This window comes from Streptomyces sp. NPDC054813 (assembly GCF_053611365.1).
The window spans coordinates 468995-481192 of sequence record NZ_JBSHAF010000002.1 but is presented as its reverse complement, the minus strand read 5'-3'; the positions used below and the strand labels follow the sequence as shown (position 1 = coordinate 481192).

At 74.0% G+C, this 12198-nt stretch carries 8 protein-coding genes; 5 read left to right on the top strand and 3 right to left on the bottom strand.

The window, feature by feature from the left end; all coding sequences use genetic code 11:
* Window positions 1-86 precede the first annotated feature (86 nt).
* On the bottom strand, window positions 87-1151 hold the full coding sequence (leuD, locus tag ACWGJB_RS05585) for a 3-isopropylmalate dehydratase small subunit (RefSeq protein ID WP_453378946.1): 1065 nt from the start codon (window positions 1149-1151) through the stop codon (window positions 87-89).
* Between the two features lie 164 nt (window positions 1152-1315).
* Entirely contained in the window at window positions 1316-2695 is a 1380-nt protein-coding gene (gene leuC, locus ACWGJB_RS05580; RefSeq protein WP_453379037.1) for a 3-isopropylmalate dehydratase large subunit, read from the bottom strand.
* Window positions 2696-3022: 327 nt separating this feature from the next.
* Here leuC and ACWGJB_RS05575 point away from each other — a divergent pair, with 327 nt between their 5' ends.
* Window positions 3023-4018, top strand: a complete 996-nt coding sequence (locus ACWGJB_RS05575) for a TauD/TfdA family dioxygenase (protein ID WP_453378945.1) — start codon at window positions 3023-3025, stop codon at window positions 4016-4018.
* A 193-nt stretch (window positions 4019-4211) separates the two neighbouring features.
* Here ACWGJB_RS05575 and ACWGJB_RS05570 read toward each other — a convergent pair whose 3' ends face one another.
* Window positions 4212-5378, bottom strand: coding sequence for a LeuA family protein (locus ACWGJB_RS05570; RefSeq protein ID WP_453378944.1), 1167 nt, complete (start codon window positions 5376-5378; stop codon window positions 4212-4214).
* A gap of 238 nt (window positions 5379-5616) precedes the next feature.
* On the opposite strand from ACWGJB_RS05570, the gene ACWGJB_RS05565 reads away from it, so the two are divergent.
* The 4 genes from ACWGJB_RS05565 (at window position 5617) to ACWGJB_RS05550 (ending at window position 12069) form a co-directional block, all read left to right on the top strand.
* Window positions 5617-6897, top strand: coding sequence for a glutamate synthase-related protein (locus ACWGJB_RS05565; protein WP_453378943.1), 1281 nt, complete (start codon window positions 5617-5619; stop codon window positions 6895-6897).
* Complete coding sequence (locus ACWGJB_RS05560) at window positions 6875-7099, top strand: MbtH family protein (protein WP_453378942.1); 225 nt, start codon at window positions 6875-6877, stop codon at window positions 7097-7099. Before ACWGJB_RS05565 ends, ACWGJB_RS05560 begins: the two co-directional genes overlap by 23 nt.
* Window positions 7096-8916 (top strand): non-ribosomal peptide synthetase, encoded by a 1821-nt coding sequence (locus tag ACWGJB_RS05555; protein ID WP_453378941.1) that lies wholly within the window; start codon window positions 7096-7098, stop codon window positions 8914-8916. The genes ACWGJB_RS05560 and ACWGJB_RS05555 overlap by 4 nt, the downstream gene beginning before the upstream one ends.
* Before the next feature lie 75 nt (window positions 8917-8991).
* The gene (locus ACWGJB_RS05550) at window positions 8992-12069 is read left to right on the top strand and encodes an amino acid adenylation domain-containing protein (protein WP_453378940.1); all 3078 of its coding nucleotides are present in this window, start codon (window positions 8992-8994) and stop codon (window positions 12067-12069) included.
* Window positions 12070-12198: the final 129 nt, after the last annotated feature.

The following is a 12198-nucleotide window of genomic DNA, read 5'->3' as shown; positions in this document are numbered from 1 at the left end:
CTCGGTGGATGGCAGAGGTCCTGGGGGCAGGTGGGGGGCGTGGGCAGGGGACGCGAGGTGCGGGGTGCGTCAGAAGCGGTGGGGGATCAGAAGTCGAGGACGAACAGGAAGGAGTCGCGGCGCGTGACCAGCCCGTCGGGGCCGAACTCGAAGATCTCGGCGAACCGGTGGGCCTGTTCCCGGCCGTTGGTGAGGCGACCGCTGAAGGCCCCGTCGACCGCGACCGCGCCGTCGCTCAGGAGGACCCGGGACAGCGTGTGCGTGCCGTCGGCGACGGTGCGCTCGTCGCGGTAGTACGCCTCGATGGCGTCCCGGCCGACCAGCGCGGGGCTGCCGGGCCGGTGGTAGACGGCGTCCTCGTGGAAGAGTGCCGCGAAGCCGGCGAAGTCTCCCTCGTCGATGCGGCGGTACAGGGCGTGGACGGAGTCCTCGGGTGACATGGGCGCCTCCTGGGCGGGGTGGGGCCGCCGCGCACGGCGCGGACCGGCCGTCGGGAAGCGGGCCGTGGTCGTCGGGGTGGGGGCCCGGCGTGTCTCGTACGCACGCACGTCGTCCTCGTGGTGGAGCGCGGCGCCGATGGCGTCCTGGCCGCGCAGCAGCCGGATCTGGGTGTCGGCGTCGAGTGCGAAGGGCTGGACGAGGCCCGCGACGGTGACGGTGAGGTCCGCCAGGTCCACGCGGACCTCGGTGGCCGGGTCGGCGTCGACGGCCCGCCAGACGGCGTCGACGAAGCTCTGCGGCACGGTGACGGCGTACAGCCCGTTGAACCAGGCGTTGGCGCGGAAGATGTCCCCGAACCGGGGGGAAAGGACCGCGCGGATGCCGTGTTCGGCCAGCGCCCAGACGGCGGCCTCGCGCGAGGAGCCGGTACCGAAGTTCTCGGCGGCGACGATCACGCTGGCACCGCGGTGGCGGGGGGCGTCGAGGACGAAGCCGGAGTCGTCGGCCCGCCGGTCGGCGAACAGGCCGTCGGCGAAGCCGGTCCGCTCGGTGTTCGTGCAGAAGCGTGCCGGGATGATCTGATCGGTGTCCACGTCGCGTAAGCGCAGCGGGACCGCGGTCCCCACGTGCACGCCGGCGGGCGGGGGTGCCGCGGGCACGCCGGCCGTGGGAGCGGTGGCCGGGAGCGCGGCCGGAGTCGTCGGCGTCATCGCCGTTTCCTCTCCTCGTCGGTGGGGTCCTCGGGGAGTCGCAGGGGGGCGGGCGCGGGCGCCCGTGTCCGGGGTGTGCGTGGCCGGGGTGTGCGGCGGCCGGAGCGACGCGTGCGGAGCGGAGCCGCCGTGGGGTCACGCGCGGGATACGCGCCGCTCGCCCGTCACAGGTCGTCGGGACCCGCGATCCGGCCGCGCACGGCGGTGGCCGCGGCGACCGCGGGCGAGACGAGGTGGGTGCGCGACCCGGTGCCCTGGCGGCCCTCGAAGTTGCGGTTGGTGGTGGAGGCGGAGCGGATCCCGGGGGCGAGCCGGTCCTCGCCCAGGCCGACGCACATGGAACAGCCGGGCGCCGCCCGGAAGTCGGCCCCGGCCCGGGCGAAGACCTCGTCCAGGCCCTCCGCGACCGCCTCCCTGCGCACCCGGGCCGAGCCGGGCACCACCACGGTGTCCACCCGGACCCGGCGGCCCCGCAGCACGGAGGCGGCGGCCCGCAGGTCCTCGATGCGGCTGTTGGTGCAGGAGCCGATGAAGACGGTGTCGACCGCGATGTCCCGTACGGCGGTGCCGGGGGCCAGGCCCATGTAGTCCAGGGCGCGACGGGCGGCGGACGCCTCGGCCGCGTCGCCCAGCTCGCCGGGGTCGGGCACCCGGCCGTCCAGCGGCACGCTCTGGGCCGGGTTGGTGCCCCACGAGACGCGGGGCAGCACGCCGGCGCCGTCCAGGGTGACCTCACGGTCGAAGACCGCGTCGTCGTCCCCGGCCGGCGCGAGGCCGTCGAAGCGCCCGGCGTCCCGGGGGGCGGCCCGGCGCAGATAGTCCCGGGTGATCTCGTCGGGTGCCACGATCCCGACCCGTGCGCCCATCTCGACGGCCATGTTGCACAGCGTCATCCGGCCTTCCATGGACAGCGCCCGCACGGCCTCGCCGCGGAACTCCACCACGTGGCCCTGTGCCCCGGCCGAGCCGACCCGGTGGATCACCGCGAGGGCCAGGTCCTTCGCCGTGCTGCCCGTCGGCAGGGTGCCGGTCACCGTGACGGCCATGTCCTTCGGGCGGGCCAGCGCGAGGGTCTGGGTGGCCAGGACGTGTTCGACCTGGCTGGTGCCGATGCCGAGAGCCAGCGCGCCGAACGCGCCCAGGGTCGTGGTGTGCGAGTCGCAGCAGACGACCGTCATCCCTGGCCTGACCAGGCCGAGTTCGGGACCGATGACGTGCACGATGCCCTGCGAGGCACTGCCGAGCCGGTGCATCGGGATGCGGAACTCGGCGCAGTTGCGGGCCATGGTCCGCCGCTGGAGCCGCCGTGCCGCGTCCGGGTCGACGTGGTCGACGGCGCGCGTGGGGGTGCTGTGGTCCTCGGTCCCCAGGGTGAGGTCCGGACGGCGCACGGTGCGGCCGGCGTCCCGCAACCCGGCGAAGGCCTGGGGGGTGTTCACCTCGTGCAACAGGTGGAGGTCGATGTAGAGCAGATCGTTGCCGGCCTTGGTCCGGCGCACGACGTGGCGGCGCCACACCTTCGCCGCGAGTGTCCGGGGGGACACGTCCGCGGCCGGTGTCTCGGGTGACACGTATACGGCCGGTGTCTGGGGTGACACGGCGGGCACCTCCGCATTCCTGGTGATCGTCTCGGCCGGGGCTCTCGTGGTCCCCTCGCCCGGTTCCGCCGGTGGCTCCGGTCGTCCGGCTCTCCGGATGTCCCCTCGGCCGGTGCCGGTCCGCTCGTCCGGTTCTCCGGCGTTCCGGTTCATCGAAACACCCGGGTCGAGGCCCGGGAATCGACAGCCGTGATGAACTCACTCGCCCTCAGGTGGAGTCCGCTCGGCCGCTCGACCGATGATTCGCGCGGGTCGCGGGCGGAGCATGGCGGAATGGAACCGATTCACGTACTCACCCCGGACCAGCGCGACGAAGTGACCGCCGTGCTCGGCGCCGTGCCAGGCAATCCGTACCGGGACCACCGGGAATTCGTCGCGGGCGTGGCGGAGATCGACGCCCCGCGGTTCCTCGTGGAAGTCTGCGAGCGCGTCCGGCAGGACCGGCTGAACGGCCGGAGCGAAGCCCACGTGCTGCGCAACTGCCCCGTCGACCCGCACATCCCGGACCTCGACCTCGACGACCCGGTCACCGACAAGTACCGGAAGAAGACCACCTTCGTCGGCGAGGCGTTCCTCGCCCTGGTCGCCCGGCTCACCAGGACGCCGCTCATGGCGTACGGCAGCCGGAACAACGGGGACTTCTTCACCGACGTCATCGCGATCAACAGGTACAGCGGCATGCAGACGGGGTTCAGCGACAGCGAGCTCCCCTTCCACAACGACCGCACCGCGCACTGGGCGCGGGCCGACCACATCGCCCTGCTGGGCATGCGCTGCCCACAGGACGAGGTCATCTACACCACGTTCGTCAGCGGGCGCGCCCTGCTGCGGCACCTGTCGGACGAGGACCAGGAGATCCTGCGGCAGCCGTACTTCACGACGTCGTTCGACGCCTTCTCCCGGGACACCAACAGCAGTCAGCGGTCCTCGGGCGCGCACCCGATCCTGGAGGGCGACCACTCGATCCGCTACCTGGAGACGACGACGACCGTGCTGTCCGACGCCCCCGGCGAGGCCAAGGACGCGCTGCTGGCCATGAAGAACGCCTTGGTCGTCGCCGAGAAGCAGCGCCACCGCCTGCGCGACGGGGACCTGTTGCTCTTCGCCAACCAGGACGGGCTGCACAGCCGCGACCGCATCGAGATCCTGGACGCGGACCGGGCCGCCACGCGCTGGCTGCTGAAGACGTACGCGTTCCGCGACCAGGCCACGGCCGACTCGTTCGCGGGCCGCTGGAAGGACGGGGTGCCGGGGCTCATCGACGACTGACACGCCGACCCGCCCCGCGGGAGACCGGGCGGCTCGTCGCCACCGACGAGCCGCCCACGCGCGCGTCCTCGCCCACCGAGACAGAGGCAGCCGGGCACGGCCCCGTACGAAGACCTCCCCCGAGCACGACGAGGGCGGTGGGAGCCGGACCGTGAGGTCCGTCTCCCACCGCCCTCGTGCGCGGCGTCCCGTCTCAGTGCGCCGCCCCGACGGTGAGCAGTTCGTCGGCGAGCCTGCGCCGCAGGACGGAGATGTCCTCGCAGTCGCCGCCGACGCGGTCGGTGATGTGCCGGCGGTAGAGCGCCTCCATCCGGTCGTCGTCGACGTCCACCCGCATGTTCTCCAGCAGGTGGCGCAGCACCGAGCGGCCGGAGTGGCGGGCGATGAGCAGGGAGCGCTCGCGGCCGAAGCGGCCGGGTTCCACGAACTCGTACGTGGCGGGGTCCCGCAGGATCCCCGCCTGGTGGATCCCCGCGGCGCTGCCGAAGGCGTACGTCCCGAAGATCGCCTTGTTGCGCGGCTGGTCCAGCTTGATGATGTCGCGCAGCGCGTCGTACACGCCGTACATGGCGACGGTGTCGATGTCGGTGTAGAGGCCCAGGGAGTCGCTCTTGTACGACAGGAGCGCGACGAGCTCCTCCAGCGCGGCGTTGCCCGCGCGCTCCCCGATGCCGCCGACCGTGGTCTGCACGCCGTCGGCCCCCGCCTGGAGACCGGCGAGGGTGTTGGCCGTGGAGAGCCCGAAGTCCTCGTGGCAGTGGGTGAACACGCTGATGGGCCGCGGTGTCCAGGAACGGACCTTGCCCATGAGCTCGCCGTACTCGGCCGGGGTCATGCAGCCGGAGGTGTCGGCCGCCACGACGCAGGTGGCCCCGGCGTCAACCCCCGCCTCGATCTGGGCGCGCAGCAGTTCGTCCGAGCCCCGGGAGGCGTCCTCGAGGGCGAGCGAGATGTAGGGCACGCCCATCCTGCGGGCGTGGGTGACGCACTCGACGATCTCGTCGATCGACTCCTTGCGGGAGATGCGGCGCTTGCGGTCGAGGTGCAGCTCGCTGGAGGTGGCGAGGATCTGCACCTCGTGGTTGCGGGTGCCGCCGGCGGCCACCGCGCAGTCGATGTCGGAGCGCACGGCGCGGCAGAACGTGGTGAACCGGGCGCGGGTGAGGTGGCGGGAGATCAGCCGGGTGGCCTCGGTCTCCGCGGGTGAGGAGGCGGGGAAGCCGGTCTCGACGACGTCGACCCCGAGTGCCTCGATCCGCAGCGCGAGTTCCAGTTTTTCCTGCGGTTTCATGGAATTGCGCGGCGCCTGTTCGCCGTCCCGCAGAGTGGTGTCGAAAATGGAAACTCGACGTTTTTCCATCGGTAACCCCTTTCGCGGCCTTCCAGATACCCTCATCGAGCCATGGGGGCCGAGAGACGGTCAATCGTTCTCACGCCCAACTCCCTCCACCTCGGGCGGAGATGACCTCCTCCACGGATCCGGTTCGAGCGGTTTCAGGGAAACTTCCGACCGGAAGTTCCGGGCGGTTCCGCGCCACGGGCTAGGTTGGTGGCCACCCATTGCGACGGGATCTCACATTCCATTACGGGAGGCCCGCATGAGCGGCATGCTGCGCGCGCCAGGATTTCCGGAGGCCGCCGTGCGTCATCGCGCGCGCACGGGTATCGAGGCGGCTTTTCCGCCGCTGGACGGCTATGGCGCGACGCTCTACGGCAGCGGCTGGTCCGGGCCGGGCCCCGACGATCCACTGGAGCGGATGCGGCTGCTCCCACCGGTGTTCATGGAGCAGCGCCTGGAGAAGCTGATCGACCTCGGGCGCGAGCCCATGCCGTCGGACGTGTCCCTGGAGACCGTGATCGGCGGGTTTCCGTCCCGGCTCCCCTTCTACGTCTCGGCGTTCGGGTCGACCGCCGCGGCCCGCGGCGACCTGGGCACCTCGCTCGGGCGGCAGGCGGCCCGGTTGGGCATCCCGCTGGTCGTCGGCGAGAACGTGGTGCCGGTCATCGGCTACGGACGGCTCGGGGCGCAGCCCGCCAAGGCGCTGCTGGCCCGGATCGAGGCCTACGGAGAGGAGGGCGACGGCCGCTACGGCGGGATCGTGGTGCAGCAGAGCACCGAGGACGCCGACGCGGAGGTGTGGAACCTGGTCTACAGCGACCCGGCGGCCCAGCCGTTCCTCGAAGCGGGGCGGCTGGCCTTCGAGTTGAAGACCGGTCAGGGCGCGAAGCCGGGCCTGGGCGGGATGACGCTGATGGACGGCGAGGCCGCGGCGGCGGTGGCGGAGCAGTACGCGCTGCTGCCGATCCCCGGTGACGGCCGGACGCTGCGGGCCTCCAGCCCCGGTACGTACACGGAGGAGATCCTGCGCCAGCAGATCAACCTGATGCGCAACAACTACCCGCGGGCCCGGGTGTGGGTGAAGCTCCACCCGGGCCGGGACGTCGGCGCGGCCGCCCGGGTGGCCTGGGGCGCCGGCGCGGACAGCGTCACGGTGGACGGCGCCGAGGGGGGCACGGGCTGGGCGCCCGGCGGATTCCTCGACCACGTGGGTCTGCCGCTCTTCGACTGCCTGCTGGCCGCCGGGGACGACCCGGGGTGCCTGCTGGCGGGGGGCCGGATCTGGGAGGGGACCCGGGCGGTGAAGTGCCTGGCGCTCGGGGCGCGGGCGGTGGGCCTGGGCCGGGCGGCCCTGGTCGCCGCCGACGAGGACCCCGACGAGGGGCTGCTGAGGCTGGTGGCCTGTCTGGACCTGGAGGTGCGCATGCTGATCAGCGCCCTCGGCAAGTACGACACGACCGCGGTGAACAGGGACGACGTCGGCCCGCTGCCGACCGTACGGAAGGAAGAGGTGCCTCATGGCGAATCCGTTCGAGGATGACTCGGCCCCCTATCTGGTGCTCGTCAACGACCAGGGGCGGCACTCGCTGTGGCCCGCCGGCATCCGGGTGCCGGACGGCTGGCGGGTGGTGCTCACGCGGCGGGACCGGGCGGCCTGCCTGGAGTACGTGGACCGCCACTTCGCCGTGGTGGCGCCCCGGCCGGGCGAGCCGGCCCCGGCCGGACCGGGGTGGGCACGGTGACCACGCTCACGGTCCCCGCACTGGTCGCCGCGCAGGCGCGGCGCACCCCGTACGCGACGGCCGTGATCTCGGACCGGGTCACCCTGGACTACGCGACGCTGTGGCGCCGGGTCCGTGAACTGGCCGACGTCCTGCGTCAGGAGGGCGTCGGCCCGGGCAGTGTGGTGGCGGTCCGCATGGACCGCTCCCCCGACCTGGTGGTCGCCCTGCTCGGCGTGCTGGCGGCCGGCGCGGCGTATCTGCCGCTGGAGAAGGACACTCCCGCGCAGCGCGCGGCGCTGATCCTGGAGGAGGCGGCGCCGGACCGGGTCCTGACCGCGCTGCCCGCACCGCGCCGCGCGGGGGCGGCCCCGGAGGCCGAGGTGGTGCGCGCGCGCCCGGAGGATCCCGCCTACCTCATGTACACCTCCGGTTCCACCGGTCGTCCCAAGGGCGTCGTGGTGCGCCAGGAGGCGATCGCCCGGCATCTGCGGTGGATGCGGGAGACGGTCCCGCTGGCGGCCGACGACCGGGTGCTGGTGAAGACACCGGTGGGCTTCGACGTGTCCACGTACGAGTACTTCTGGCCGCTTACCTGCGGCGCCACCCTGGTCGTCGCGTCACCCGGGCTGGAGCGCGAGCCGCACGGCCTCGCCGCGCTCATCGCCCGCCGGGGCGTGACGACGGTGCAGTTCGTCCCCTCGATGCTGCGCCTGTTCCTGGACGCGGACGTCGCGGTCCACTGCCGGGGGCTGCGGCGGATCATCTGCATCGGCGAGGCGCTGCCCGTGTCGCTGCGCGACCGCTGCCTGGCCCTGCTCGACGCCGAGTTGCACAACCTGTACGGGCCCACCGAGGTGACGGTGGCGGCCACCGCGTGGCCCTGCCGCCGCGGCGCAGACCCGGACAGCGTGCCGATCGGCGTCCCGGTCGCGGACACCGGTGCGCACGTGCTCGACGAGCGGCTCGACCCGGTGCCCGTCGGGGTGACGGGCGAGCTGTACCTCTCGGGCGTGCAGCTCGCCGAGGGGTATCTGGCGCGTCCGGGTCTGACGGCGGAGCGCTTCGTGGCCAATCCGCTGGGTCCGCCCGGCTCGCGCCTTTACCGCACGGGCGACCTCGCGCGCCAACGGGCTGACGGGGCACTGGAGTTCATCGGCCGGACCGACGGCCAGGTGAAGTTCCGAGGCCGGCGCGTCGAGCTCGGCGAGATCGAGGTGGTGCTGTGCGCCCACCCGGCCGTGACCCAGGCCGCGGTCGTCCTCGCCGGGCCGCCGGACGGCGACCGGTGGCTGGCCTGCTTCGTCGTACCCGCGCCGGGCGTGCCCGTACCCGAGCCGCAGGCCCTGGGCGCGCACCTGCGGGACTCGCTCCCGGACGCACTGGTGCCCACGGCCTGGGCGGTCCTGGAGCGGGTGCCGCTGACCGGCAACGGCAAGCTCGACCGGGCGGCGCTGCCCGAGCCGCCGCGCCCCGGCACGGCACCCGCCACGCCGGCCGCCACCGCCGCCGCGGAGGCCGCCGACGAGGTGACGGCCTGGCTGTGCGGCGCGACCGACGAGGTCCTGCGCCGCCCGGCGGGCGACGCGAGGCCGGGGCACTCCTTCGTCGGCCTGGGCGGCGACAGCATGGCGGCGATGCGCCTGGTCAACCTGGCCCGCGCGCGAGGCCTCGCGCTCACCGTGGCCGATGTCGTCGGAGCGGCCACCCTGGCCGAACTCGCCGCCTCGGTGAGCACGTCGGCGCCAGCCGCGGGCACCGCCGCGGAGCCGGAGCTGCTGCCCGACCTGGACCCCGGCGAGTACGCCTCCTTGGCGGCGCAGCTCTCGCGCGGCTGACCGCCCCCCGGGCCGGGTCCCCCGCGCGGGCGGCCCCGGGCCGGGCCACCCGATCCGTCCCGAAGCGGAGGACAGATGTCAGCACCGGCCATCGACGAGATACTCCCCCTCACCCCTCTTCAGGAGGGCATCCTGTTCCACTCCCTGGCGGAGGGCGGGGCGCGCGGGGTCTACGTCGCGCAGTACACCGTCCCGCTGGAGGGCACGCTGGACGAGGCACGACTGCGCGACGCGGTACGGCGGACACTGGTGCGCCATCCCAATCTGCGGGCCCGCATCCACCACCGGGCCAACGGACAGCCCGTGCAGGTCGTCCCGCGTGATGTGGAGCCGCACTGGTCGGTGGCGGGCCCGGACGACGGCGACGCCGTGCTGCGCACCGCGCGCACCGGCGGCGTCGGCGTCGAGGGCGGTCCGCTGATCCGTTTCGACCTGGTGCGCGACGGCACGGACCGGCACCGCCTGGCGGTCACCGCGCACCACTGCGTGCTGGACGGCTGGAGCGCCTCCGTGCTGCTGCGCGAGGTCTTCGCCGGGTACGCCGACGAGGACCTGGCGCCACCGGTGCCGTACCGCGGCTTCCTCGGCTGGCTCGCGGGGCGCGACCGGGCGGGCGCCGAGCGGGCCTGGCGGGAGGAGCTGGCGGACGCGGCGCCGACGCTGCTCGCACCCGAGTCGGATGGGGCGTCCGCACGCTGGGCGACGGTCGTGGAGGAGCTCTCGCCCGCGCGGACGGCCGAACTCCTCGCTCGGGTGCGGGGTTCGAACGTGACGCTCACGACGGTCGTCCAGGCCGCGTGGGCGCTGGTGCTCGCGCGCCACACCGACCGGGACGACGTCACGTTCGGCTCCGTCCTCAGCGGACGCCCGGCCGAACTGGACGGCGTCGAGGACATGGTGGGCATGCTCGTCAACACGGTGCCCGTGCGCGTCCCGACGGGCGCGTCGGCGACCCTGGCCGACCTGCTCGCCGACGTGCGGGCGCGGCGGCTGGCGCTCGCCCCGCACGACCACATGGGCCTGGGCCAGGTGGCCAGGGCCGCCGGCGTCGACGGGCCGCTGCTGGACACGACGGTGACCGTGGAGGCGGCACCCGAAGGGCCGCCACGGACAGGGGACTTCGGTGGGCTCCGGGTCGGCGATGTCGGCTGCGAGGAGACGGCGCACTACCCGGTGACGGTCGTGGTGACGCCCGGGGAGCGCCTGTCGGTGCGGCTGCACCACGACGCGGGCCGCGTGCCCGCGTCTCTCGCGCGCGTCCTGGCCACCCAGCTGACGCGGGTGCTCGGCGTCATCACGGACGAGCCCTCCGCGCGCCCCGGTGACATGGAGCCCTGCGACGCGGAGGAGGCCGGGCGGATGCTGGGCGCGGGCAGGGGCGTACGCGTCCCGCTCCCCCGGCACCCGTGCGTGCACACGGTGTTCGCCGAGCAGGCCGCCCGCGAGCCGGACGCCACGGCCCTGGTCTTCGAGGGCGAGCGCGTCTCCTACGGTGAACTGAACGGGCGCGCCAACCAGTTGGCCCACCACCTGATCGGCCTCGGGATCGGCCGCGGCGACTGGGTGGGGGTGCGCCTGGAGCGCGGCCCCCACCTGGTGACGGCCCTTCTCGCGGCGCTCAAGTCCGGTGGCGCCTATGTGCTGCTGGACCCGGACTTCCCCGACACGCGTGCCGCCGAGTGCGTACGGGCGACCGGCTGCCGGATCGTGGTGAGCGACCGCCCCCTGCCGGACGCCGTGGTGGAGCGGGGCGGCCCGCGTCTCGTACGGATCGACGATCCGGCTCTCGAAGGGGCGCCCGGGACCGATCCGGGGGTGCCGGTCGACGGGGAGGATCTCGCCTGTGTGCTGTTCACGTCAGGATCGCAGGGGCGGCCCAAGGGGGTGGTGGCACCGCACCGCGCGCTCGTCGGCAGTCTGCTGGGGCAGGCATTCGCGCGCGTGACGCCGTCGGACGTCGTGCTCCAGTGCTCGCCGATGTCCTGGGACGCCTTCGCCTTCGAACTGCTGTCCGCACTGTTCGCGGGAGCCGCGTGCGTCCTGCAGCCGGGCGGGGCGCCCGAGCCCGAGGTGGCGGTGCGCCTGATGGGCGAACACCGCGTCACCGTGGCCCACTTCTCCTCCAGCCTTCTGAACTTCCTGGTGGACGCCCACCCTTCGGCGTTCGACACGGTCCGGCTCGTCCTGACCGGCGGCGAGGCCGCCTCCCCCGGGCACCTGGAGCGCCTGCTGCGCCGCCGGCCCCGGCTGACCCTGGTCAACGCCTACTCACCGCTGGAGTGCATGATGGTCACCGTCTTCCGGCGGGTGACCCTGGAGGACTGCGTCGACGGCTCCGTCCCCCTCGGCGGACCGGTCGCCAACAAGCACTTCTACGTCCTCGACGACCATCTGCGGGTCCTGCCGCCCGGCATGGTGGGCGAGGTGTACCTCGGCGGCGTGGGCGAGGCGCACGGCTACCTGGGCGACGCCCGGCTGACGGCCGAGCGCTTCGTGGCCGACCCCTACGGGCCGCCCGGCTCGCGCATGTACCGCTCGGGGGACCTGGCCCGATGGCGCGCCGACGGGGCCGTGGAGTACCTGGGCAGGCGCGACGACCAGGTGAAGCTGCGCGGCTTCCGGATCGAGCCCTCGGAGGTGGAGGCGGCGCTGGCCCGGCACCCGGGGATCTCCGGTGCCCGGGTGCTGGTGCGCACCGAGGGGCCGGGTGACCAGCGGCTCGTCGCCTATGTGGTGCCGCACGGCGGTACGCCTCCGGAGCCCGACGAGTTGCGCGCGCACGCGGCCGCCGCGCTGCCCGGGCACCTGCGGCCGGTGGCGTACGTGACGCTGGAGCGGTTCCCCACGACGCCCAACGGCAAGCTGGACCGCCGGGCACTGCCCGCCCCGGAGTACGGCTCGGCCTCCTCGTCCTCGCCGGCTCCGGAGGATCCCGTGCGGGCCCGGCTGTGCGTGCTGTTCGCCGAGGTGCTGGGCCTCGAACGGGTCGGTGTCGACGACGACTTCTTCCGTCTGGGCGGCCACTCGATCCTGGCGCTGCGCCTGCTGGGCCGGATCAAGGCGGAGTTCGGCCAGGAGGTGCGCCTGCGCACGCTGCTGCGCCATCCGTCCGTGGCCGGCCTGGCCGGTGAGCTGGCGGCGGCGCCACGCTGACACAGGTACGAGGCCGACCCGGGCCTGACACGGACGAGGGGGGCCCGCCCCCGGGGGGGGGGGGGGCCGCGGGCGGGGGCCCCCCCCCCCCCCCCACCCCCCCCCCCCCGCCCCGGCGGCGGGCGCGCC

What these genes read in the sequence shown, in the direction of transcription:
- leuD (WP_453378946.1), bottom strand. Translation starts at nt 1,151, where the DNA reads ATGACGCCGACGACTCCGGCCGCGCTCCCGGCCACCGCTCCCACGGCC.
- ACWGJB_RS05575 (WP_453378945.1), top strand. Translation starts at nt 3,023, where the DNA reads ATGGAACCGATTCACGTACTCACCCCGGACCAGCGCGACGAAGTGACC.
- ACWGJB_RS05570 (WP_453378944.1), bottom strand. Translation starts at nt 5,378, where the DNA reads ATGGAAAAACGTCGAGTTTCCATTTTCGACACCACTCTGCGGGACGGC.
- ACWGJB_RS05565 (WP_453378943.1), top strand. Translation starts at nt 5,617, where the DNA reads ATGAGCGGCATGCTGCGCGCGCCAGGATTTCCGGAGGCCGCCGTGCGT.
- ACWGJB_RS05560 (WP_453378942.1), top strand. Translation starts at nt 6,875, where the DNA reads ATGGCGAATCCGTTCGAGGATGACTCGGCCCCCTATCTGGTGCTCGTC.
- ACWGJB_RS05550 (WP_453378940.1), top strand. Translation starts at nt 8,992, where the DNA reads ATGTCAGCACCGGCCATCGACGAGATACTCCCCCTCACCCCTCTTCAG.